Below are 22,538 nucleotides of genomic sequence, written 5' to 3'. Positions count from 1 at the left end.
AGTCGTCGAGGAGTCATCGATGAGCAGTGGCCAGTTCCCGGAGGCCGGTACGCCGGCCGGTACGGTCCGCGGTCGGCTGGAGGGCAGCCTCGCGGTGTTCCGCGGCATCCCGTACGCGCAGCCGCCCGTGGGCGAGGCGCGCTTCGCCGCGCCGCGGCCGGTGGAGCGCTGGGACGGCGTCCGGGAGGCCTTCGCGTTCGGCCCGCCGCCTCCGCAGGAGCCGTTCGGTCCCGAAGGCGCTCCTCCCGGTCCCGTCCCGACCGGCGACGACTGGCTGACCGTCAACGTCTGGACCCCCGACGCCGACCCGGCGGCCGGCCGCCCGGTGATGGTCTGGCTCTACGGCGGTGCCTACAAGTTCGGCTCCGCCGACGACCCCGCCTACGACGCGGCCCGCCTCGCCCGCGACGGCGACCTGGTCGTCGTCACCCTCAACTACCGCGTCGGCGTCGAGGGGTTCCTGCGGATCGAGGGCGCTCCCGCCAACCGCGGACTGCTCGACCAGGTCGCGGCCCTGGAGTGGGTGCGCGAGAACGTCACCGCCTTCGGTGGCGACCCCGACCGGGTCACCGTCTTCGGCGAGTCGGCCGGGGCCGGTTCCACCGCCGCGCTGATGGCCATGCCGAGGGCCCGCGGCCTGTTCCGCCGCGCCATCGCGCAGAGCGTGCCCGGCACCTTCTTCTCGGACGCGCTGGCCGCCGACATCGCCGAGGCCGTGGCCGGTGAGCTGGGGCTGCGTCCGACGGTGGCGGACCTGTCCGGCGTGGACCCGCGCAAGCTGCCCGAAGCGAGCGCCGCGCTCGGCGCCCGGATGCGCGAGTACGTCCACCGGTGGGGCGCGGTCGCCCTCACCCCGACGCCGTACTCACCGGTCGTCGACGGTGAGGTGCTGCCCGCGACGCCGTGGCAGGCCCTCGCAGGCGGCGCCGGGCGCGACGTGGAGCTGATCGCCGGGCACAACCGGGACGAGTACCGCCTCTTCCTGTTGCTCGGCGGGCTGCTCGGCCGGGTGGACGAGGGGTTGGCGTCCATGGCGCTGGGCATGTTCGGGCCGGTTCCGGACGCCGAGCGGGCCTATCGTGCGGCGTTCCCGGACGCCTCCGCGGAGCACCTCTTCGAGCTGGTGCAGTCCGACTGGCTCTTCCGCATGCCCTCGCTCCATCTGGCCGAGGCCCAGGTGGCGGGCGGCGGCCGGGCTCACCTGTACGAGCTCACCTGGCCCGCCCCGGCGAACGGCGGCCTCCTCGGCGCCTGCCACGGCCTCGACGTGCCCCTGACCTTCGGCCGGTACGACGGGCTCGGCGCCCTGCTGATCGGCCCTGAGCCCACGCCGCAGACCGAGGCGCTCTCGGCCCTCATCCGTTCCGCCTGGACCGGGTTCGCCCACACCGGCGACCCGGGCTGGCCCGCCTACGACAGCGAGAGGCGCCTCGTCCGGCTCCTCGACGCCGAACCCACGGTCACCGCGTACCCGGAGGAGGCCTCGCGGCGCCTCTGGGAGGGGCACACGTTCGCGGAACTGCCGTTGACGACGGTATGACGCGGCCGTTGACGACGGCGTGACGCCGCTCCCTCACGCCCGCCCATGCGCCTCCTGCGACCGTCGCGCCAGGGCGTCGATGACCACGGCGGCGAAGAGCACCCCGCCCGTGATCATGAACTGGACGGCGGTCGGGGTGTCCGTGATCACCATGCCCGAGGCGATCGACTGGATGACCAGCATGCCGAGCACCGCTGACCAGGTCGTACCGCGGCCGCCGAAGAGGCTGGTGCCTCCGATGACGGCCGCCGCGATGGCGTTGAGCAGCAGCAGGCCCGAGCCCGCCCCCTGACTCACCGAGGTGATGCGCGAGGCCAGGAACAGACCGCCGATCGCGGCCATGGTGCCGGAGACGGCGAGCACGGCGGTCTGCACGCCCGTCACGTTGAGACTGGCGCGGCGGGCCGCCTCGATGCTGCCGCCGAGCGCGTACACCTGCCGCCCGTAGTGCGTGCGGCGCAGCACGATGTCGAGGCCGGCCACGACCACGAGGAAGATCAGCAGGGCGAGCGGCAGCCCCTGGAACCGGTTGAGCAGATACGCGGCGGTGAACGCCACCGCCGCGAGGAACGCCGTACGTGTGACGACTCCCCGGAACGAGCGGTGCGGCATGCCCATCGCCATGCGCCGCCGCCGGTCCTGGTGCGACACCAGGAAGACCAGGCCCGTGGCGACCGCTGCCACGCCGTAGGCGGCGGCGTCGTGGGTGAAGTAGTGGCTCGTCAGCTCTGCGACGAGCCCGTTCTCGTCGAGGTTGACGGTGCCGCTGGTCCCCAGGATGTAGAGCATGAGGCCGTTGAAGGTCAGCAGCCCCGCGAGGGTGACGACGAAGGCCGGCACCCGCGTCTTGGCGACGGAGTAGCCCTGCACGGTTCCCGCCAGGGTGCCAGCGAGTATCGCGATGATGAGGGCCAGCCATTCCGGCACGCCGTGGTTCACGTTCAGCACGGCGAAGACGGCGGCGGCGAGACCGCTGATCGACCCGACCGACAGATCCAGCTCGCCGATCAGCAGGACGAAGACGATGCCGACGGCGATCAGGCCCGTACCCACGATGTCCACGCTGAGGTTGGACAGGTTCCGCGGGGACAGGAAGCTGGCGTTGAGGGACTGGAAGGTGATCCATACGGCGGCGAGGACCAGGACGACCGGGAGCGAGCCCAGTTCGCCGGCGCTCAGCTTGCGCCGCAGGACCGCGACCCCGCTGTCCAGCAGCTGGGCGAGGGCCGCACCACGGGGCGGCCGGCCGGTCTTGGCGGTGGGCGCGGAGGGCGCCGGCGCCTCCGCCCCGCTCTGCATCCCTTTCACCACCCTGCCTCCCGGTGGGCCATCCGGCGCGGCACGTTCTCCGTGGCGCCGGTGATGGAGGCGATGATCTGCTCCTGGGACGCGGTATTCACGTCGAAGAAGCCGTTGTTGCGGCCGAGCCGCAGCACGGCGGCCCGGTCCGCGAGAGCCTTGACATCGCCCATGTTGTGGCTGATGAGCAGCACCCCGAGGCCCCGGTCGCGCAGCCGGTCCACCAGGTCCAGGACCTCGCTGGTCTGCTCGAACCCCAGCGCGGCGGTCGGTTCGTCCAGGAGGAGGATCCGCGGGTCGCCCAGGAGCGAGCGGGCGATGGCGACCGTCTGCCGCTGACCGCTGGACAGGGAGACGACCGGGGCGCGCAGATCGGGGACCCCTCTGGTCAGCCGCTCCAGCAGCAGGCTGGTGCGACGCTCCATCTCGACCTCGTCGAGGAACCCGTACCGGCGTACCTCCTGGCCGAGGAAGAGATTGCCCACCACGTCGAGGTTCCCGCACAGCGCGAGGTCCTGGTAGACGGTGGCGATGCCCAGGTCCCGGGCGTCGTGCGGGCGTCTGATCTGGACCGGCCGGCCCTCCCACTCGATGACGCCCCGGTCCGCCGGTGTGACTCCGGAGATTACCTTGACCAGGGTCGACTTGCCGGCCCCGTTGTCGCCCAGCAGCGCGACGACCTGCCCCGCGCGGATCTCCAGTTCGATGTCGGTGAGGACCTCGACGACCCCGAAGCGCTTGCACACACCGCGCAGCGCCAGCAAGGGGGGACTCGGCACGAACACCATCTCCTTCCCGTGGCCGGTCCGGCTCCGCAGCCGGTCGGTCAGGTGAGTCCGGCCCTGGCGCAGGCGGCTTCGAGTTGGGGGGTGCAGATCTGCTGGATCGTGTACACACCGTCCTTCACCAAGGTGTCCTCGATGGTGTCGACGGTCACGGACACAGGGGTGAGCAGGACGGCCGGAACCGTGCTCCCCGTGCTGGTCCGCACCGTGTCCTCGGCGACCCGCTCCAGGCTCTCGTCGCGGGCCGCGGCCACGGCCAGCGCGGCGCCTGCGGAGGCCTCGGGCTCGAAGGGCTTGTAGACGGTCATGTACTGCTCGCCTGCGACGATGCGCCGCAGGGCGCCGAGTTCGGCGTCCTGTCCGGTGACGGGGGGCAGCGGGTCGACCTTGTTGGCCTTGAGGGCGGAGATGCTGCCGGCCGCGAGGCCGTCGTTGGCGGCGTAGACCCCGTCGATGTTGCCGGCGCCGAGGGCGGAAATGGCGCCGGACATGTTCATGTGGGCGATCTCGGTCCGCCACTGGCGGGTGTCGTACTCCTTGGAGATCTCGACCTTGCCCTCCAGCTCGGACAGGGCGCCCTTCTTGAACGACACCGCGTTGGGGTCGCTGGGATCGCCGTTCATCATGACGATCCGGTCGCCGACCCCGTCGTCGTCCATGGCCCGCACCAGCGCCCTGCCCTGGAGCCTGCCGACCTCCTCGCCGTCGAAGGAGGCGTAGGCGGCGATGGGGCCCTCGGCGAGACGGTCGTAGGCGATGACGGGGATACCCGCCTCGTCCGCCTTGGTGACCGTGGGACGCAGGGACTTGGAGTCGACGGCCACCAGCAGGATGGCGTCGACCCCCTCGGCGATCATCGATTCCATCTGGGCCTGCTGGATCGCCACGTCGCTCTTGGCGTTGGCATGCTCGACCTCGCACTCCTCGCACAGCTCCTTGATGTGCCGGTCGAGCAGCGGCCGGTCGTTGGTCTCCCAGCGTGCGGTGGTGGCGTCCGGCAGCAGCACGCCGATCCTCGGCCCGTTTCCCCCGCCGGAGTCGCTCCCGCCGCTCTCCCCACAGGCCGCGAGCACGGCGGCCGTCGCGGCCGCGGCCACCGCGACGACCGCCCCCCGTGCGCAGCCCTTCATACGAGAGACCTCCCTTTCCTTCACCTCGCGGGGTGAGGAGGGCGTCCAGGACGAACAGCCGCGTTTGCCGACGCCGGGCGTCACGGCGAACGTTCTGCCTGAGATCGGGGTACATGCTGTGTCAAAGAGGGGCAAAGCGGCTATGCGGTAAGTGTGGCACCGGCCGGGATGAACTGCGAACGCGATGACGGACCCGACCGGAGTGGAGCCCGACCGATGGCGGAAAGGCGAGGGTGGAATCGTCAATGAAGGGGAATTCATCCTGATCTGTCCGCTTGGCTCCCATATGAGACGCTGGAAGCTGAACGCCCCGATCTCAGTCTGTCGGCACCTGTGGCCTTGGGGCGGGAGGAAGGTGCGGACATGCCTCATGACGGCCCTGCCCGGACCGGGGTCTCGCAGCTGCGGGCATCGGAGGCCGGGGCCGCGGGCACCGGTCCACCGTCTGCGGAGCGCGAGGCCGCGCCGGTGGAGCGTGCTCTGACGTTCGCCGGAGTGGCGATGGCGGCCGTCTATGTGCCCGGCGCCGGGGACGAGGAGCTCCGGCTGCTGGAGACGGCCGAAGACCGCACCGCACGGACGGCCGGAGTCGGCACCGCCCGGATGACCGGAGCCGGCACCGCCCAGTACGGCCTGCCGAAGCTCCTGCCCCGGTCCGGTGACTCACCCGCCGCGCGGGCCGTCCGCGCCGACCGGCCGCTGTGGCTGAACCCCGCGGCCCTCTCCTCCTACGACGACCAGGGCGGACCGGCACCGCCACGAGTGGGGACGTCACTGGGCGCACTGCCCCTCAGGGCGGAGGGCGGACGGCCGGGCTGCCTCGTCGTCGTGGGGACGTCCGCCGACGGGTTCGACGCCGAGCAACGCCGCTTCCTGGAGCGGTACGCCGACGCCGTCGCCGACCTGCTGCGGAGCGGCGCCGACCGGCCCGGATCACCGCCCCTGCTGAGCCTCGCCCTGCGCGCGCTGCGCGTCGGCTCCTTCGTCCTGGAGCCGGACACCGGCGTGGTCGACGCGGACGAGACGCTGCTCGGACTGGTCGGCATCACCCCGGCCGACTTCGACGGCAAGGCGGACACCCTGCTGGCGAACGCCCTCCCGGAGGACATGCACGCGCTGATGTCGGTCCTTGAGCCGACTGCCCCCGAGTCCGCCCGGCGCGAGCTGGAGTTCCGGGTCCGCCACTCCACGGGCGAGGTTCGCTGGCTGAGTCTGAGCTGCCGGATGACGGCGAGCTCCGACGACCGGCCGCAGCAGGTGCTGGGCGTGGTGACGGCGACCTCGGTCCAGCGCCGCAGCGCCGACGACGTCTCCCGGATCCAGTGGCTGACCGCCGCACTCGACGACGCCGTGACGGTCCAGGACGTCGGCCGTGTGGTCGTCACCGCACTGCGCGAACCGCTGGCCGCCGACCGGGTGGCGCTCGCCGAACTGACCGAGGACCGGCTGGTGGTCATCGTCCTCGACCCGCCGCAGCCCGCCGCCTGGCCGGAGATCTGGCGGGCCGAGTGGCGCTCGGAGTGGCCCGACGCCCCGGTGCGAGCCCTTCCCACCCTCCAACTGGCCCTGCGGGACGGGCGGATGGACCTGTGGCCGGTCGGCACCGCCCTCGAACCGGGACTTGCGGGGATCGGCGCCGGAGGACTGGCCGTTCTGCCGCTGCCCGCCAAGGGCGCGGTCGTCGGCGTATGCCTGGTCGGCTGGGACCAGCCGCACGAGTTCGCCACCGAGGAGCGGTCCGTGCTGACGGCGACCGCCGCGCTGGTCGGACAGGCCCTCGAGCGGGCGCACGCCTACGACGCCGAGCAGGAACTCGCGACGCTGCTCCAGCGCAGCCTGCTGCCCCGGCGCCTGCCCGAACTGCCCGGCGGGACGGCCGTCGCCCGCTATCTGCCCGCCCGGCGCGGACTCCAGGTCGGCGGCGACTGGTACGACGTCATCGTCATCTCCGAGGACCGGGTGGCCCTGGTCATCGGTGACGTGCAGGGACACAGCGCCGGAGCCGCGACGATCATGGGCCAGATGCGCACCGCGGTCCGGGCGTACGCGGTGGAGGGCCACCCGCCGGACGTGGTCGTCTCGCACGCCAACCGGCTGCTCGTCGGCATGGAGACCGACCTCTTCGCCACCTGCTGCTATGTCGAACTGGACTTGGAGGAGGGCAACGCCCTGTTCGTCCGTGCCGGACACCTCTCCCCGCTGGTCCGCCATCCCGACGGCACCACCGAGGAGGTCCACGTCGAGGGAGGGCTCCCGCTGGGCGTGCTCGCCGAGGCGGAGTTCCCCATGACCGCGGTGGCGCTGACCCCCGGCGCGGTGCTCGCCCTGGTCACCGACGGCCTCGTCGAGGCCGCCGACCTGCCGCTGGACGAGGGGATGGACCGCACACGCGCCGCGCTCGCCGCGGCCGACCCGGCCGACACCGGGCGGATGGCCGACGAACTGCTCGGCGACGAGGGCCGCCGCGAGGACGACGTCGCCCTGTTGCTGCTGCGCTACGACGGCATGACCGCCCGGCCGATCCGGGCCGGCTGGGAGGTGTGGCGGCTGCCCGACGCCGTCATGCACGCCCGCCGTTTCACCTCGCGCACCCTGCGCCGGTGGAAGGTGGCGGAAGCGGCCGACGGGGTGCTGCTGGTCGTGTCCGAACTGGTCACCAACGCCCTGGTGCACACCCAGGGCTCGGTCCGACTCGATCTGATCCTCCGCGGCGACCTGGTACGCGTGAGCGTGACCGACGGCTCGCCGAGGGCGCCCGCCAAACCGGTGATCGTGGACTGGGAGTCGACCGGCGGCCGGGGCCTGCTCCTGGTCGAGGCGATGTCGGAGACCTTCGGTTCCGTGCCGGTGGCCGGCGGCAAACAGGTGTGGAGCGAGATCCGCGTGCCGCGACCCGAACCGGCGCTCGCGGGCTCGGTGCCGCCAGGGGACCTGGGGGGCGTGCCATGAGGGGATTGAGGGGGCTCGCCCTGAGGCCCCGTATCCGTACCCGTATCCGTACCCGTACGCGGCAGATCGCCGCGGCGCTCGTCGCCGGGCTCATGACGATGTCCCTGGCCGCCTGTGGGGGAGAGAACGAGGCAGGCACGGACAGCTTCACGATCGGCCTGCTGTTCCCGAACCGAGTGACCCCCCGCTGGGAGAAATGGGACAAGCCGCTGATCGAGCAGCGGCTGAAGGAGCTGTGTCCTCGCTGCACCGTGGCGTACGCCAACGCCGGGGGAGACGTGGCGAGACAACAGCAACAGATGAGCTCCATGATCACCAAAGGGGCCAGTGTCCTGATCCTCGACCCCGCCGACAGCAAGGCGATGCGCTCCTCGGTCCAGGAGGCACGCAGAGCGGGTGCCTCGGTCATCTCCTATGACCGGCTCACCGAAGGACCGATCTCGGGCTTCGTCAGTTTCGACGGCGCGCAGGTCGGCAGGCTCCAGGGCGAGGCGCTCCTGGCGGCCATGGGGGGCAGCGGGAACGTCGTCATGATGAACGGCGACCCGACCAGCGCCAACGCGGCGTGGTTCCGCAGCGGCGCGCTGTCCGTCATCACGGGCAGGCTGAAGGTCGCCAAGTCCTACGACACCGCGGCGTGGAGCACCGACAACGCCCACGCCAACATGTCCGCCGCCATCACGGCCCTGGGCTCGGACCGGATCGGCGGCGTCCTGGCGGCCAACGACTCCATCGCCGCAGGGGTCATCTCCGCTCTCAAGACGGCCGGTGTCAGGAAGCTTCCCCCCGTCACCGGCCAGGACGCCGACCTCGACGCCGTGCAGCGCATCGTCAAGGGCGAGCAGTACATGACGGTGTACAAGCCGTTCCGGGCGGAAGCCGCCGCGGCCGCCGAGATGGCCGTGGCGCTGGGGCGTGGCGAGGACGTCCAGGACATGGCCACGACGACGTTGGACAGCGCCACCACCGAGGACATCCCGGCCGTACTGCTCACTCCGGAAGCGGTGACGGCCGACACGATCAGGCAGACCCTCGTCGACGGCGGCGTGTACACCGTCGACCAGATCTGCACTCCTAAGCTCCGCCCCGCCTGCGCCCGGGCCGGACTCTCCCCGTGACGACTCCCACGACGCCGGACCGGCCGACCACCGAAGCGCGGGCGGGCGGCGGAACACATCCGCCGCCCGCCCGCCGCGGGCCGTCTCCGGTTCAGGGCAACTCGGCCCGCGCCGGGGTGTCGTCGAGGAATCCGCCCGACTGGTGCTGCCACAGCTTCGCGTAGGCGCCCGACGCCGTGAGCAGTTCGTCGTGGGTGCCCTGCTCGACGATCTGTCCGCGGTCCAGGACGACGAGCCGGTCCATGCCGGCGACCGTGCTCAGCCGGTGTGCCACCACGAGCGCCGTCCGCCCGTCCATGAGCCGCCACAGCGCCTCCTGGACGAGGATCTCGCTCTCGGAGTCCAACGCGCTGGTCGCCTCGTCGAGCAGGAGGATCGGTGCGTCGCGCAGGATCGCCCGGGCGAGGGCGACCCGCTGGCGCTGACCGCCGGACAGCTTGACGCCGCGCTCGCCCACCATGGTGTCGAAGCCGTACGGCAGCGCGTCGGCGAACTCCGTGACGTGGGCCGCCTCCGCCGCGCGGCGGATCTCGGCGTCGGTGGCGTCCGGCCGGGCGAACGCGATGTTGTCCCGCAGCGTGCGGTGGAACATCGCCGGGTCCTGCGGCACGTAGGCCATCAGACCGCGCAGATCGGCCTGGCGCAGCCGGCTGATGTCCTGACCGCCGATCAGGATCCGGCCGGAGTCGACGTCCGTCATCCGTAACAGCAGCCTGGTGAGCGTGGTCTTGCCACCACCGGACCGCCCCACCAGGCCGATCTTCGATCCGGCGGGCACGTCCAGGTCCAGGCCCTCGAACAGCGGCCGGCCCCCGGAGTGGGCGAACACCACCCGCTCGAAGCGGACATCGGCGGCCCCGCGCACCAGCGGCTCCGGCGACGGGGGGTCGAGCACCGTCGGCGGTGTCAGCAGCAGCTCGGTGAACTGCGCGGCCTCCGTCATCGAGCTCTCCAGCCGGCGGTAGATCTGGTTGAACTCGAACATGATCCGCGTCGCGTTGTTGTAGTAGGTGAAGGCCACCACGATCGCCTCCACACCGTGCGCGCCCCCGCCGAGCGTGACCGCGAGCAGCAGTCCCAGCGCGTTGGTCAGCACCGACATCGGCGCGACCAGCGTGTCGATGCGCAGATTGCCGTAGTCCCACGAGCGCAGCGTGAGCCGGCGCGACGTGGCGACGCGGGCGCGGTGCTCGGCGGCCTCGCGCCCCTCGGCGGCGAACGCCCGGACCGTGTCCATGTTCATCAGGCTGTCGGCGACATGGCCCGAGACCCGGGCGATCGCCTCCTCACGCTCGTCGACGAGCGCCTGACGGCGCCGGATGAGAGGCACCACGCACACCGCCGTCACGGCGATCATCACCAGCAGTCCGACCACGAGCAGCGGTTCGTACCTCCACAGCACCACCGCCCCGAACACCAGCGGCACGAAGCTCCCCACGAGCTGGAACGTCAGCGTGTCGACGAACTGCTCGAAACGGGAGGCGAAGCTCAGGACGCGCTTGGTCAGCGATCCGGCGAAGTTGTCGTGGAAGAACGCGGCGTCCTTGGCGAACAGCTCGTCCATCCCGATCACGTACAGGTGCTCGATACCGAGGGCGTCGAGGCGGTTCAGGCAGTGCAGGGCGATGCGCCACAGCGTCTCCGCCAGCAGCAGGACACCGACGAAGCCGAGGACGTACGGCAGCGCCGAGCCGACGGTGATGTCCTTGTCGTCGGCGATGTCACCCACGAGCTTGGCGACGATCAGCGGCGCGACGTAGTTGATTCCGATGTTGCCCAGCGCCGAGAGCAGCATCGTGGGGAGCGTCAGCCGGCGGAGCCTGGCCAACTCCCGTCCGTAGTAGCGAAGTGCGAGAAGTACCGAGCGTTTGCCCGGCTGGACCTTGCGTGCTTGAGGGGTTTCCATCCCAACCCTGTGTTGTTCTGCGGCGGCCTGCCATGCGTCACGCGGGCAGGGGTCATCGCCGGCAACGGCCGTGTGAGCTTGGGTTCGAGTGCGGAAGTGTCCCGCGACGACGACCGCGCAGTCCAAGTGTTTTCCGGTCGGGAAAAGGGCCCTCGGGAGCAGGTCGGCAGGGTCCCGGTCCCCGGTCTGCGACCCCTGTCTTCACCGCACGGGACCCGCAGGGTACGCAGGGACACCACAGCCCCAACTCCCCAGGCCCACCGAGGACTTCGTGCGACTCCTGCCCCGCTCCCCGTCCGGCTGGACCATGGCCGTGTTCGGTGCGATCGCCGCCGTCATGGGCGCCGTCGGGCTCATCGCCCCGGACGCCCTCCTCACCGTCATGGGCTTCACCCGTGTAGGGGACGCCGGACGGGCGCAGGGCGATCACACACCGGTCTTCCTGACCGCGTCTTCACACTGGCGGTACTCGGCGGCCGTGCCCCGTCCGGCTTCCTGGGCGCGGGAGTGTGGGAGGGACTCGGCGCGCTGGCCACGGCCGCGGCTCTCCACCACGAGAGGCGGCGCAAGGCCCATGAGAAGCAGCGCGAGGCCCTCGCCAAGGCCGAGGGCCCGGCCGCCGCCTGAGACCGGGAGCGAGTCACCCGTGGGGAGGCGTTCCTCGGTCGCCACGCCATCTCAGGGTCCCTGCGGTGAGCGCGGCCGGCGCGGCGGCGCTGTTGGCGGCGGGCACGCCGACGGCGTTCGCGGGTGCGTCAGGCTGCAACGACCGTACGTGCGGCCACGTCGACGGCAGCGGACCGCGTCTGGAGACGGTGACCGCGTCGACGGCCTGGGGCGGCGACTTCACGGGTCACCTCCACATCTACGGCGGCGGCCTCGACGCCCACAGCGCGACCGGCTTGTGGGGCTACCACCAGATGCTCACGGTGCCCCGCCGCCCTCGTCGCAGGCGGTCACGGTCACTTCAGGACCGTCTCCCAGGTGTCGACGGCGTAATGGACGGTCAGCCCATGGCGCGCGTACAGGGCGGGAGCCCCCGTGGCGTTGGCGGTGTCGACGCCGAGCCCCACCGTCTCCCGTCCCCGCGCGGCGAAGGCGCCGAAGGCGTGCCGCAGCAGCAGGCCGCCGAGACCCTGACCACGGGCTTCACGCAGCACTCCGATGCTCCGGATCCAGCCCATCGCCTCACGGTCGTCGCGCGCGATGAGGAACCCGGCGTCCCCCAGCTCCTCGGTGCCGACGATCCACACCAGCGACCAGTCGAGGACGTCGGCGTCGACGTCCTCCAGCCACAGGTCGTACGTACGCGACTGGAAGTCGAAGTGCTGGGCGAAGCTCGACTGGTACAGCGCGTGCACCCGCGCACGATCCGCCTCGTCGGCGCACGCCCGCAGCCGCACGCCGGGCGGAGCCTGCGGGACGAGGTCCTCGGCGGCGTCCAGCGGCCGGTGCAGGACGTGGTACCGCCGTACGGCGAACCAGCCCCGCCGCTCGATCAGCCTCGTGTCGAGCGTCGGCTCCGTGTTGAGGTGCAGATGCACGACCGCTCTCGACGCACCGTTCGCGCGTGCCTTGTCCAGGGCGCGGGCCTCCATCGCGTCCAGCAGGAGTTCGCCCGCCCGCTGGTGCTCGGGCAGCACGTAGTGATCGATGTCGACGCGCTCACCCCCCGACTCGTCCCACAGCAGGCCGTAGGCCACCAGCCGGTCGCCGTCGAAGGCCAGCCACGAGTCGCGCTCCAGAGCGACGTCGGACCGCTTCAGATCGGCCTCGACGGTGTGCAGGTCCGTCTCGGGCCGACCTATCTCCATCCGGTCGATGTCGTTGAGCAGGTCGGTGATGGCGGCCGCGTCGGTGAGGCCGGCGGGACGCAGGACGTAAGGCATGGGCTCAGGTTCGGGGGAGGGGAGGCCGGCCGCAACGGATTTTCACCCTGCGGCGGTGCTCCCCGGTCCCCCTCCCGTATGAACGCGCCGGTCCGGAGCGGACGTTGACCGTCTCCTACGGCACGACGGTCGGTCACGGCGGTGAGCGGCCCGAGCAGGGCGAGCGCGACGAGCAGGACACCACCGACCCACGAAAGAGGCCCCGCATACGCCGCCGACCGCTCCAGACCCTGCCGGCCACAGCGTCTCGCCCGCCCTGCCGGCGGGCGACGGCCACGCCCTGACGAACACGAACTGGCACTGACGAACCGAGCAGGCCGGGGGGCCGTCTTTCAAGGCATCATGCTCACCACCATCAACACCCGCCCCCTGGCCGCCTCGGTCCGTCACCTGCTCGACTTCGCCTGGACCCAGACCCGGTCCTGCGCCTTCGCCATCGCCCTGCTCTCCGGCGTGGCCGCGTCGACCCTGCTGCCCGGGCTGCCCGTGGCCCGCTACGACCTGCTCGTCGCCTACGGCGTGCTGCTCACGCTCGTGTTCTGGCTGCGCGGCTGGGAGAACGGCCGGGACATCGCCGTCATCGCGCTGTGCCATGTCATCGGCCTGGCCTTCGAACTGGTCAAGGTGTCGCTCGGATCCTGGAGCTATCCGGAACCGGCCGTCCTGAAGTTCGCGGGCGTCCCGCTCTACGGAGGGTTCCTCTACGCGGCCGTCGGCAGCTACGTCTGCCGCGCCTGGCACCTGTTCGACCTGGAGCTGGTCCGCTACCGGCCACGGGCGACAGCGGTCGTGGCCGCGGCCGTCTACGTCAACTTCTTCAGCCACCACTGGCTGCCCGACGCGCGCTGGCTCCTGGCCTGCCTGCTCCTGGCCGTCACCGCGGGCACCTCGGTGCGCTACACGGTCCGCGGTGTCCGCCGCCGGATGCCGCTGGCGCTGTCCTTCGTCCTGATCGGCTTCTTCCTCTGGGTCGCGGAGAACCTCGCCACGTACCTCGGCGCCTGGCGCTACCCCTACCAGCTCGACGGCTGGGAGCCCGTGGGCGCGGACAAGATCGGCGCCTGGTCCCTGCTGATCAGCGTCACCTTCGTCCTGGCGGCCGTGGCCCGACCGTCCCGCCGCCGGGAGGTCCACGGCACGCACGGCCCGATTCCGGGAGAGCCGTGAACGGGGGACTGGAGGAACGGGACGCGGTCTTTCCGGACCGGTGGGGGCTTCGCCAGGAGGGGGCACCGATACGCGGGCGTGCGTCGGTCGTGCTGCCCGTGGTGTGCGGCGGTCTGGGGCGACGACGGGGCCGTACATCTGCTGGCGGAGGACCCGCATACCGGCACGTTGCTGCTCGAACGGCTCGACGAGGAGCGGCCGTTGTTCACCGTGCCCGACCTATGATGGAGGCGACCCGGATCCTCGCGGAGCTGCTCGCACGGCTGACGGCCGTACCGGCACCGGCCGGGCTGCGAGGGCTGGTCGCGGTCACGGCGGGCCTTGGCCGGCCATCGATCCGAAGCCGCTGGCGGGGACCCGTGCTTCGAGGTGCTGCCCGCCCTGTGGAGCCGCTTCGGCGAGGGCTGGTTGACGCGTCGCTTCGATCTGCTCACGGAGGCGCTGGGTGTGGACCGCGGGCGGGCCCGGGCCGCCTGACCGCGGCGCCCGCGGGATGCGGCCGGCAGGCCGGGGGCACCCTGGGCGGGCACCCCCGGCCGGCAACCACTACTTGCTCGTCGGCGCCGCCTGCTGCACGACCTCGAAGGACCACAGCGTGGACCCGCTGGCCGCCGGCTTGGGACGCTCGCCGCCCTCCGCGCCGCCGCCCTGGTGGGCCGACTTCATCGGTCCCTCCATCCAGGCCTGGAAGGACTCCTCGTCACGCCACCGGGTGTAGACGAGGTACTGGTCGGTGCCTTCGACCGGCCGCAGGAGTTCGAACCACTCGAACCCGTCGGAGCTCTCCACGGCGTGCGCACGCGAGGCGAACCGCTTCTCGAGCGTCTCGCGCTGCTCGGCGGGGACGGTCAGTACGTTGATCTTGACTACGCTCATGTCCCTCATCCTGCCGCACGCCCTCCGGCCCCCGGACAGCGACTCGGCCCACACCTGCCCGATCGGGCCGGATCGGGCTGGATCAGTGCGGATCAGGCCGTGTGCAGTGTCAGCCCATAGCGGTTGAGGATCTCGTTGACGGGCTGGAACCAGGTCTCCCCACCGCCGGAGCAGTTGCCCCAGCCACCCGAGGTGACGCCCTGCGCCTGGTCACCGCTGATGAAGGAGCCTCCGGAGTCGCCGGGTTCGGCGCAGACGCTGGTCTTGGTCATCTGGTGCACCGCGCCCTGGCTGTAGTTGACCGTCTCGTTCTTGGCCAGCACCGTCCCGCAGTGCCAGTGCGTCGTGGAGCCGGAGCGGCATATGGAGGTGCCGACGGGCGCCTCGGCCGAGCCGCGCACCAGCCGGTCCGGGATGGTGCCCCAGCCGAGGACCACCGGCACGGTCCACCAGCCACTGCCGACGCTCACCCAGGCGTAGTCGTTGTCCGGGAACGACGACCCCTGGAAGGAGCCGATGTAGCTTCCGTCCCAGCCCCTGACCCCGGCCCCCGCCTGGCCGCAGTGCCCCGCGGTGACGAATCCGCCGTGCACCGAGAAGCCTATGGAACATCGGACGTTGCCCGTGTAGTAGGGATCGCCGCCGACCGTTCCCGCCGCGAAGGTGCGTGGAGCCGATGCGACCGTCTCGACGGTGACGGGTCCGGCTTCCCGGGCGCGGGAGACGAAGCGCCGGACATCGTTGTCGGCCTGCCTGTCGCGTACGACGTTCACCACGACTTTGTTGGCCACCGGATCGACGTGCCAGCTGCTGACGCCCGCCGGGGCGGAGATGCGGTCGATACGGGCCTTGGCCGCGTCGAGAACGCGCGCGCTGTGTGCGACGGTGCGCACCGTCGCTCCGGTGGCCCGGACCTTCCGCACGGTCGCGGGCGGGGCGTCCGAGGTGACGGCCACGGTCAGCCGCTCGCTCTGCGCGTCGAACCACGCGCCGCCGTAGGCGGACCCGGCGGCCTTCCGTGCCTGCGGTGTGCGGTCCATCGCGGTGCGTTCGGCGGCCAGCCGCGCCTCGGCCCGCTGCTTCGACAGGCCGAGGTCGCGCTGCATCGCCTGCAGCAGTCCGGCGGAGGCGGGTGCTTCGTCGGTCGCCGCGGGGGCGTCGTTCGCCGAGGCGGGCCCTGTGCCGGACGCGGTCCAGCCGCCGAGCACGAGGAGTACGGCCAGGCCTGCGTACGTGAATCTGATGCGTCTCAAGGGAGTTGCCCTTCGTCGTTCCAGCAAGGTGGGGTGGAACAACCGCAATGTGAGAGCGCTCTCATTCAGGGTCGGGCAGAGCCTAGCGATGTGTGGTGTGTCAGGTCCATACCAATACAGGCCTGAATTCCGGTATGAACGTCCGCCATGGACGTCCGCCACGGATGTCCTGCATAGCGATGGCCCTTCATGCCTCAGTCGAGATTGCCGGTGCGGGCGTCCCGCCACAGGTCGACTCCGCCGTCGGTGGCGTACTTGTCGATCTCGGCCAGCTCCTCGGCCGTGAAGTCGAGGTTCTCCAACGCGGCGACGTTCTGCTCCAGTTGCTCGGCACGGGAGGCGCCGATCACCAGCGAGGTCACCCGCCGGTCGCGCAGGGCCCAGGCGAGCGCCATCTGGGCGAGGGTCTGGTCGCGCCGGGCCGCGATGTCGTTGAGCGCGCGGAGCCTGCGCAGCATGTCGTCCGAGAGCCACGTCTCGTCGAACGACTTGCCCTGCGTGGCTCGGGAGTCCGCGGGGACGCCGTCGAGGTAGCGCCCGGTCAGCAGCCCCTGCGCGAGGGCCGTGAAGCCGATGACCCCGAACCCCTCCTGCTCGGCGGTGTCGAGCAGCCCCTCGGTCTCGATCCAGCGGTTGAGCATGCTGTACGAGGGCTGGTGGATGAGCAGCGGGGTGCCCAGCTCGCGGAGGATGGCGGCCGCCTGCCGGGTGCGCTCCGCGTCGTACGAGGAGATGCCGACGTACAGGGCCTTGCCCTGGCGTACGGCCGTGTCGAGCGCGCCCATCGTCTCCTCCAGCGGGGTGCCGGCGTCGAGGCGGTGGGAGTAGAAGATGTCCACGTACTCCAGTCCCGTCCGCCGTAGCGACTGGTCGAGCGAGGCGAGGACGTACTTCCGTGAGCCGCCGCCCTGGCCGTACGGGCCGGGCCACATGTCCCAGCCCGCCTTGGTGGAGATCACCAGCTCGTCCCGGTACGGCGCGAGGTCCTGCTTCAGCAGTCGACCGAAGTTGATCTCCGCGGCGCCGTAAGGCGGGCCGTAGTTGTTGGCGAGGTCGTGGTGGGTGATCCCCAGGTCGAAGGCGCGCAGGGCGATCTCGCGCTGGCTCTCGAAGGGGCGGTCGTCACCGAAGTTGTGCCAGTACCCCAGGGACAGCAGGGGGAGGTCGAGTCCTGAGCGTCCGGTGCGCCGGAAGCGCATGGTGCCGTTGTAGCGGTCGGGATCCGCGAGGTGGGTCATCGTGGCATCGTTCCACCCGATGCGGCCGTGGCAGGGAAGCGGCCGAGGGTGAGCCATGTTTCTTTAAATTGGTAATCAATATTGACAGGGTTCCGGCCTTACGACATAGACATCGCCGTGACGCCTACGTCCCCGCCCTGAGCGGCCCGCGTCATCCCCTGACATCACGGGGGCGAGCCTCGTCGTGGACGGGGGGCTGGAGCGTCGTGAAGGCCTCGGCATGACCACCGACACCTACGGCGCCCAGCTCGCCCCGCACTGCCCGCTCGGCCCGATCGCGCCGGCCGCGAGCCTCCAAGTCGGGTTCGCGACGCCGAACTTCCTCATCCAGGAACAGAGCCGAGGTATCCACTGCAACAGGGACGACGACCTGCTCTCCTACCTCGCCGACCCCGCCCCGTTCCGCTTCGTCGAGGGCAGTGACCTGGTTCATATGTATGAACATGGCTCACGTGGGTGTACAGCGATGTGCCCGCCGTGCAAGGCTCGGTCAACTCCATTCCCCCGATGACCAGTTGGAGGACCAGCATGAGTGTTTCCCGGCGTACTGTGCTGGCTTCGGCAGCCGGTGTCGCGGCGGTATCCGCCACGTCGACACCGGCCGCGGCCGCGGACACGACCGTCGCCAGACCACCGGCACCGACCCTGCACAAGCTCCGCGCGGCGGCCGACTACGCCGTCGAGAAGGTCCGCGCCGTCGCACCGTCCGTGACCGCCTTCCCCGTCGGGACGAAGTTCGAGAAGTGGGTCTACTCGCAGAACGGGGACTGGGTCGGCGGGTTCTGGCCGGGCACGCTGTGGATGGCATGGCTCCACAGCAAGGACGACGCCTTCCGCGGATGGGCCGTGGCGTCCGCCGAGAAGCTGGCCCCTCGCCAGTACGACACCGGCACGCACGACCTCGGCTTCCTCTTCTACCCGTCGTGGGTCACGGCCTGGCGGCTGACGGGCGATGCCAGATGGCGGACCGGAGCCCTGCGGGCGGCCGACTCCCTGATCCAGCGGTACAACCCGCGCGGGCGCTTCATCCGGGCGTGGGGCGCGCTGAACGACGAGCGGAACGCCGGCCGGGTCATCATCGACACGATGATGAACCTCGACCTGCTGGCGTTCGCGAGCAGCCAGACCGGCGACGACAAGTACCTGAACATCGCCGTGGAGCACGCGAGGACGACCCGGCGCGTCTTCCCACGCCCGGACGGGTCGACCCCGCACGTGTACGACTTCGACCCGGCCACTGGCGCCCCGATCGGCCCGAACACCGTGCAGGGGTACAGCCCCACGTCGTGCTGGTCGCGCGGCCAGGCGTGGGGCCTGTACGGATTCACCACGATGTACCGGCGCACCAGGAACCCCGAGTTCCTGGCCACCGCCCGCAGCCTGGCGGACTTCGCGGTGGGCGCGCTCACCCCGGACCACGTACCCGTGTGGGACTACCGCGCTCCGCAACAGCCGTACGACATCAAGGACGCCTCCGCCGGCGCGATCATGGCCTGCGGCCTGCTCGACCTGTCCGCTGCCACCGGCCGCCACGCATACCGCGAGGTGGCGCTACGGCTGCTCACCGCACTGTCGGAGACCTGCCTGACGAGGAACTCGACCCGCGCGGACGGGGCCGTGGCCCGCTGCACCCGCCACCGGCCGAACGAGGACGGGGTCGAGATCTCCCTCCCGTACGCCGACTACTACCTCCTGGAAGGCATCCTGCGCGTGCTCCAGCCACAGGACGTCGACCGGGCGATCGACCTGGCCACCGTCTGAACTGCCCTGACAGGCGGGCCGGCCGCAGCTCACTCCCCCCTGTCCCAGTAGTCCCGCATCTCCGCCACCGATCGTGGCCGACTGCGAATTTGGTGCCATTCGTTCAACCTGGCCTGGTGTGCTCGGTTCTCCCGACGACCGAGCACGAAGGCGAGAGACAGTCTCGAAGCCAGGAATGCGAATTCCGCGACAAGGGCACCGACCAGTGCGGCCGTCAACTCACTGGCGCCCAACGAAGCGGCCACGTACAGGCCGAGTGGAAGGACAAGTGCGGCTGCGACGATGCCGAGGCACCCCAAGCCCATCCCTCCTATGAACACCAGGACACAACAAAGCCCCACGAGAATGATCGCGACGACGAGCATCCATTGCGCGGGGCTGGATGGCTCCTGGCCTGCGGCTACGCGGAATGGCATGGCATCGACCGGCATGCGCGCCCCCGGAGGAGAGTGAGTGCGTGATCAGTTGACGGTGCAACGTGTCACTACTACCGCCGTCCGCGCGGGACCGGTCCCGGCTCCGGGACCGGATGGGGGTGGCGCACTTCGACGTCGCCAGGCGGTCAGTGGCTGTGCAGCCAGCTGTCGTAGGCGGCCGCGTCGACCACGGTGTACAGGCCGATGGCGGCAGGCGCCAGGACGGCTGCCAGGGCGCCGACGCGCAGGCTGAACGGGGCGAAGACGGTGAGGGCTTCGGGCTGGCCGGTGATGGTCCGCCAGTCACGGAAGCGCCGCACGTCGCCGGCGCAGGCTCCCCAGAAGGCGAAGCCGGTCAGGAGGAAGACGAGGGCGCCCGCGCCGGACAGCCCGCCGGTGACGGCGAGGAACTCCAGGCGTGCGCTGTGGCGGGGGACGAACAAGGCGACGACGGCGACCAGGACCACCGCCCCCAGACCGAACAGCACCCCACGCGCCAGCACATCGCGCATCCGCAGCCGCGGCAGGCGCACCCCGTCGTCGTCCAACTCCATGGCGGCACCGTACTCGAGCGCCGGGACTGCCAGGAGCAGGGGGGAGCGCCGCACCGCTCCTGGCCTCGGCCGTGCACGGACCGCCTTTCACACGAGCGCGGGCTCCAGGGTCGCCGGCGTGGGACCGTCCGGGCGGACCGTGATGCCGTACTGCGCCTTCGTGGGCGTGGCGGAGAACGCCACGGTGTGGGCCGGCAGCAGGTGTTCGAGCAGGATGGTCGACTCGCGGAGTGCGAACTGCAGACCCAGGCAGGCACGGGGGCCGATACCGAAGGGAAGGTAGGCGCCCGGATGGGTGGGGCGGCAGCCCGGGACGAGGAAGCGCTGCGGGTCGAAGCGGTCCGGGTCCGGCCACAGCCGCGGATCGCGGTGCGTGAGGTACGGGCAGACCAGGAGGTCGGTGCCCGCTTCGACGGTGTGGCCGACGAGGGTGTCGTCCTCGGCGGCGTGGCGGGGCAGGAGCCAGGCGGCCGGGTAGAGGCGGAGCGTCTCGTGGACGAGGGCCTGGACGGCCCGGCGGCGTTCCTCCGAGCCCGCGTCGCCGGCGGCCAGCGCCTCCTCGCGGGCGGTGGGGTACTGGTCGAGCAGCAGGTACAGCCAGGTCAGGGTGGTGGCCGTCGTCTCGTGCCCCGCCGCGAGCAGCGTGACCAGCTCGTCGCGGATCAACTGGTCGGTGTACTCGGGGCGTTCGGTGGCGGCGTCGGTCAGGATGTGCAGCAGGCCCGGGCCGTCGGGCCCGGCATCTCCGCCGCGGACGGCCTCGATGGCGCGCAGGGCGACCGCGTCGATCCTGGCGAGATCGGCCGCGACGGCGTCCCGCGCCTTGTCGGCATCTGCCGGCAGTGTCGGCAGGGCGGCCCCCACTGCTTCCACGGCCTCCAACTCGTGTGCGGTCTCGTCGTCGAGGGGGTGCCCGGTGAGGGAGCGCCAGATGGTGTCCAGGGCGAAGCGGTGCATCTCCTTGCCCACATCGAGGCTCTGTCCGGTACGGGCGTACGCCTCCCAGCGCTCGGCGGTGGTCCGGGCCGCCTCGGTGATCCGATGTTCATAGCGGCGCATCCCGGTGCCGGTGAACTGGGACTGCAGCAAGCGGCGTTGCCGCTTCCACGCCTCACCGGTGGCGGCCAGGAGACCGTCACCGATCAGCAGACGGGCACGGTGGGAACGCTTGACGTACCGGTCCGGCCGGAGGGCGAGCACATGCTGGACCGCCTGCGGGTCGGTGACGAGAACGGTGAGGGCCGGCCCGAGCCGGACCCCGGCGACGCCACCGGCCCGCTCCCGCACCTGGGACAGCAGATCGACCAGTTCGCCTCCCTCTGCATGCCACCGCTTCACGAGTTCGGGATCGACGGTGGGGACCGGTCGCCCGGTTCCTGGCACCTGCGGGAGTGAGTCGAGACTGGCTTCGGCGTCCATGCGGCGAACTGTACGGGAGCAGGCGCCAGTTGATGGCCGTCCGCTTGCGCTCTGTCACTCTCCGGAATGACCCGGTCCCCCCGGTCGGCCACTCTCCCGAGGGTGCGGTCAGCGGGACACCCAGCGCCCATGTCGCGGCCGCTAGTCACTGCTCTACGGCCCGGCCTCCTGGTCGCCCGCACCCCCGACCCGACCTTCCGCGCGTTCTCCTTCTACAAGGACTTCACGCTCCGCGGCGACCTGGCCGACGCGATCGCCCCCGAGGGCCGCCCGCTCCACTTCACGACACACCGCCTCACCCTCGCCTCCTTCCACATCGCGGACGACACCCGATACCACGCCTGCTTCAAGCGCTCCGAGCCCCTCGTCGTCCTCGGCACAACCGACTCCGGCATACCGAACCGCCCCCGCGCCGACGGCCCGACCTTCCTCGACGCCCTCTGGCACCAGGACTCCTTCGACACCTCCGCCCACTTCATCCAGTCGGTACGCGCGCCCTCGCCGACGGGTGGCTGTCCGAGGGCCTGCTCACGCGGGTGGAGCGCGACCGGGTTGTCGCCGCGTCGGTCGGTGCTTGAGGCGCTGAGGACGCGGGCTGCCGCCGCACGACCAGGTGCCGTGGTAGCCCGCCCCGACTTGGGCGGCCGTCCAATATTCGTTTACGTTCCCCCTGGGAGACGTCATACCGTGCCCCTGTGACGACACAGTTGATCATTCTCAACGGCGGCTCCAGCTCGGGGAAGTCCGGGATCGTGCGGTGTCTGCAGGACGTGCTGCCGGATCCCTGGCTGGCCTTCGGGTGCGACTCGCTGGTCGATGCCATGCCCGCGAGGATGCAGGCGTCGGACGCGGGGATCGAGTTCGCGGCGGACGGCCGGGTGAACGTCGGGGAGGACTTCATGGTTCTGCAGACGGCCTGGCAGGAAGGCATGGTCGCGATGGCCCGGGCCGGAGCCAGGATCATCATCGACGACGTCTTCCTCGGCGGAGCGGGGTCCCAGCAGCGGTGGCAGAAGGCCCTGGCCGGACTGACCGTTCTGTGGGTGGGTGTTCGCTGCGACAGCACGGTCGCCGCGGGGCGGGAGATCGCACGGGGCGATCGCGTCCCGGGGATGGCCGCGATGCAGGCGGACGTGGTGCACCAGGGGGTCGCCTACGACCTGGAGGTGGACACCACCCACACCGAGTCCCTGGAGTGCGCGCGAACCATTTCCGCACACGTCAGCTGACCGGCCCGC

The 22,538-nt window shown here is 71.1% G+C and carries 18 protein-coding genes and 1 pseudogene; 8 read left to right on the top strand and 11 right to left on the bottom strand.

Annotated elements, in window-relative coordinates; translation table 11 throughout:
* The first annotated feature begins 19 nt into the window (after positions 1 to 19).
* The gene (locus EJ357_RS02250; protein WP_126388078.1) at positions 20 to 1,540 is read left to right on the top strand and encodes a carboxylesterase/lipase family protein; all 1,521 of its coding nucleotides are present in this window, start codon (positions 20 to 22) and stop codon (positions 1,538 to 1,540) included.
* Between the two features lie 33 nt (positions 1,541 to 1,573).
* On the opposite strand, the gene EJ357_RS02245 is transcribed toward EJ357_RS02250, so the two are convergent.
* Genes EJ357_RS02245 through EJ357_RS02235 form a run of 3 tightly spaced genes read right to left on the bottom strand, consistent with a single transcriptional unit; the run spans position 1,574 to position 4,754 of the window.
* Positions 1,574 to 2,839, bottom strand: a complete 1,266-nt coding sequence (locus EJ357_RS02245; RefSeq protein ID WP_126399108.1) for a sugar ABC transporter permease — start codon at positions 2,837 to 2,839, stop codon at positions 1,574 to 1,576.
* A gap of 5 nt (positions 2,840 to 2,844) precedes the next feature.
* Positions 2,845 to 3,627, bottom strand: coding sequence for an ATP-binding cassette domain-containing protein (locus EJ357_RS02240; protein ID WP_126388076.1), 783 nt, complete (start codon positions 3,625 to 3,627; stop codon positions 2,845 to 2,847).
* Positions 3,628 to 3,665: 38 nt separating this feature from the next.
* Positions 3,666 to 4,754 carry a substrate-binding domain-containing protein gene (locus EJ357_RS02235; protein ID WP_126388074.1) on the bottom strand — a complete coding sequence of 363 codons (1,089 nt, stop codon included), beginning with the start codon at positions 4,752 to 4,754 and terminating at the stop codon, positions 3,666 to 3,668.
* 363 nt (positions 4,755 to 5,117) lie between these two features.
* Here EJ357_RS02235 and EJ357_RS02230 point away from each other — a divergent pair, with 363 nt between their 5' ends.
* Positions 5,118 to 7,703, top strand: a complete 2,586-nt coding sequence (locus tag EJ357_RS02230) for a SpoIIE family protein phosphatase (protein WP_126388072.1) — start codon at positions 5,118 to 5,120, stop codon at positions 7,701 to 7,703.
* Positions 7,700 to 8,821: a sugar ABC transporter substrate-binding protein gene (locus tag EJ357_RS02225; protein WP_126388070.1), complete on the top strand. Its 1,122-nt coding sequence runs from the start codon at positions 7,700 to 7,702 to the stop codon at positions 8,819 to 8,821. The genes EJ357_RS02230 and EJ357_RS02225 overlap by 4 nt, the downstream gene beginning before the upstream one ends.
* Before the next feature lie 91 nt (positions 8,822 to 8,912).
* On the opposite strand, the gene EJ357_RS02220 is transcribed toward EJ357_RS02225, so the two are convergent.
* The 3 genes from EJ357_RS02220 to EJ357_RS02205 form a co-directional block, all read right to left on the bottom strand.
* Positions 8,913 to 10,727 (bottom strand): ABC transporter ATP-binding protein, encoded by a 1,815-nt coding sequence (locus EJ357_RS02220; RefSeq protein ID WP_126388068.1) that lies wholly within the window; start codon positions 10,725 to 10,727, stop codon positions 8,913 to 8,915.
* Between the two features lie 640 nt (positions 10,728 to 11,367).
* Positions 11,368 to 11,577, bottom strand: a complete 210-nt coding sequence (locus tag EJ357_RS02210) for a hypothetical protein (RefSeq protein WP_126388066.1) — start codon at positions 11,575 to 11,577, stop codon at positions 11,368 to 11,370.
* A gap of 112 nt (positions 11,578 to 11,689) precedes the next feature.
* On the bottom strand, positions 11,690 to 12,616 hold the full coding sequence (locus tag EJ357_RS02205; protein WP_126388065.1) for a GNAT family N-acetyltransferase: 927 nt from the start codon (positions 12,614 to 12,616) through the stop codon (positions 11,690 to 11,692).
* A gap of 342 nt (positions 12,617 to 12,958) precedes the next feature.
* Between EJ357_RS02205 and EJ357_RS02200 the strand changes: the two genes are divergently transcribed.
* Positions 12,959 to 13,783 carry a DUF817 domain-containing protein gene (locus EJ357_RS02200; protein ID WP_175647280.1) on the top strand — a complete coding sequence of 275 codons (825 nt, stop codon included), beginning with the start codon at positions 12,959 to 12,961 and terminating at the stop codon, positions 13,781 to 13,783.
* A gap of 546 nt (positions 13,784 to 14,329) precedes the next feature.
* On the opposite strand, the gene EJ357_RS02190 is transcribed toward EJ357_RS02200, so the two are convergent.
* From EJ357_RS02190 to mgrA, 3 genes are all read right to left on the bottom strand, one after another.
* Positions 14,330 to 14,659, bottom strand: a complete 330-nt coding sequence (locus EJ357_RS02190; protein WP_126388063.1) for an antibiotic biosynthesis monooxygenase family protein — start codon at positions 14,657 to 14,659, stop codon at positions 14,330 to 14,332.
* Positions 14,660 to 14,751: 92 nt separating this feature from the next.
* Positions 14,752 to 15,912: a trypsin-like serine protease gene (locus EJ357_RS02185; protein ID WP_126388061.1), complete on the bottom strand. Its 1,161-nt coding sequence runs from the start codon at positions 15,910 to 15,912 to the stop codon at positions 14,752 to 14,754.
* 194 nt (positions 15,913 to 16,106) lie between these two features.
* Entirely contained in the window at positions 16,107 to 17,150 is a 1,044-nt protein-coding gene (mgrA, locus tag EJ357_RS02180) for an L-glyceraldehyde 3-phosphate reductase (RefSeq protein WP_126388059.1), read from the bottom strand.
* Positions 17,151 to 17,307: 157 nt separating this feature from the next.
* Between mgrA and EJ357_RS02175 the strand changes: the two are divergent.
* Both EJ357_RS02175 and EJ357_RS02170 read left to right on the top strand, forming a co-directional pair.
* A pseudogene (locus EJ357_RS02175) lies at positions 17,308 to 17,568 on the top strand (enolase C-terminal domain-like protein); the annotation flags it as partial.
* A gap of 110 nt (positions 17,569 to 17,678) precedes the next feature.
* Entirely contained in the window at positions 17,679 to 18,911 is a 1,233-nt protein-coding gene (locus EJ357_RS02170) for a glycoside hydrolase family 88 protein (protein ID WP_126388057.1), read from the top strand.
* A 562-nt stretch (positions 18,912 to 19,473) separates the two neighbouring features.
* On the opposite strand, the gene EJ357_RS02165 is transcribed toward EJ357_RS02170, so the two are convergent.
* Positions 19,474 to 19,881: a DUF6336 family protein gene (locus tag EJ357_RS02165; RefSeq protein WP_126388055.1), complete on the bottom strand. Its 408-nt coding sequence runs from the start codon at positions 19,879 to 19,881 to the stop codon at positions 19,474 to 19,476.
* 87 nt (positions 19,882 to 19,968) lie between these two features.
* Entirely contained in the window at positions 19,969 to 21,300 is a 1,332-nt protein-coding gene (locus EJ357_RS02160) for a cytochrome P450 (RefSeq protein WP_126388053.1), read from the bottom strand.
* Positions 21,301 to 21,429: 129 nt separating this feature from the next.
* Here EJ357_RS02160 and EJ357_RS02155 point away from each other — a divergent pair, with 129 nt between their 5' ends.
* Positions 21,430 to 21,999, top strand: a complete 570-nt coding sequence (locus tag EJ357_RS02155; protein ID WP_126388051.1) for a hypothetical protein — start codon at positions 21,430 to 21,432, stop codon at positions 21,997 to 21,999.
* Positions 21,996 to 22,529, top strand: coding sequence for a chloramphenicol phosphotransferase CPT (gene cpt / locus EJ357_RS02150; protein WP_126388049.1), 534 nt, complete (start codon positions 21,996 to 21,998; stop codon positions 22,527 to 22,529). Before EJ357_RS02155 ends, cpt begins: the two co-directional genes overlap by 4 nt.
* Positions 22,530 to 22,538 lie beyond the last annotated feature (9 nt).

Source organism: Streptomyces cyaneochromogenes, from assembly GCF_003963535.1.
GTDB lineage: Bacteria > Actinomycetota > Actinomycetes > Streptomycetales > Streptomycetaceae > Streptomyces > Streptomyces shaanxiensis.
Note: the sequence above shows the minus strand (reverse complement) of the source record. Positions and strands in the feature narration are given on the sequence as shown.

Bases quoted from the DNA above. Each gene is read 5' to 3' on its own strand.
- EJ357_RS02160 (WP_126388053.1), bottom strand. From the start codon at position 21,300: ATGGACGCCGAAGCCAGTCTCGACTCACTCCCGCAGGTGCCAGGAACC.
- EJ357_RS02250 (WP_126388078.1), top strand. From the start codon at position 20: ATGAGCAGTGGCCAGTTCCCGGAGGCCGGTACGCCGGCCGGTACGGTC.
- EJ357_RS02170 (WP_126388057.1), top strand. From the start codon at position 17,679: ATGAGTGTTTCCCGGCGTACTGTGCTGGCTTCGGCAGCCGGTGTCGCG.
- EJ357_RS02165 (WP_126388055.1), bottom strand. From the start codon at position 19,881: ATGGAGTTGGACGACGACGGGGTGCGCCTGCCGCGGCTGCGGATGCGC.
- mgrA (WP_126388059.1), bottom strand. From the start codon at position 17,150: ATGACCCACCTCGCGGATCCCGACCGCTACAACGGCACCATGCGCTTC.
- EJ357_RS02155 (WP_126388051.1), top strand. From the start codon at position 21,430: ATGTCGCGGCCGCTAGTCACTGCTCTACGGCCCGGCCTCCTGGTCGCC.
- EJ357_RS02220 (WP_126388068.1), bottom strand. From the start codon at position 10,727: ATGGAAACCCCTCAAGCACGCAAGGTCCAGCCGGGCAAACGCTCGGTA.
- EJ357_RS02235 (WP_126388074.1), bottom strand. From the start codon at position 4,754: ATGAAGGGCTGCGCACGGGGGGCGGTCGTCGCGGTGGCCGCGGCCGCG.
- EJ357_RS02245 (WP_126399108.1), bottom strand. From the start codon at position 2,839: ATGCAGAGCGGGGCGGAGGCGCCGGCGCCCTCCGCGCCCACCGCCAAG.
- EJ357_RS02230 (WP_126388072.1), top strand. From the start codon at position 5,118: ATGCCTCATGACGGCCCTGCCCGGACCGGGGTCTCGCAGCTGCGGGCA.
- EJ357_RS02240 (WP_126388076.1), bottom strand. From the start codon at position 3,627: ATGGTGTTCGTGCCGAGTCCCCCCTTGCTGGCGCTGCGCGGTGTGTGC.
- EJ357_RS02200 (WP_175647280.1), top strand. From the start codon at position 12,959: ATGCTCACCACCATCAACACCCGCCCCCTGGCCGCCTCGGTCCGTCAC.
- EJ357_RS02225 (WP_126388070.1), top strand. From the start codon at position 7,700: ATGAGGGGATTGAGGGGGCTCGCCCTGAGGCCCCGTATCCGTACCCGT.
- EJ357_RS02190 (WP_126388063.1), bottom strand. From the start codon at position 14,659: ATGAGCGTAGTCAAGATCAACGTACTGACCGTCCCCGCCGAGCAGCGC.
- EJ357_RS02205 (WP_126388065.1), bottom strand. From the start codon at position 12,616: ATGCCTTACGTCCTGCGTCCCGCCGGCCTCACCGACGCGGCCGCCATC.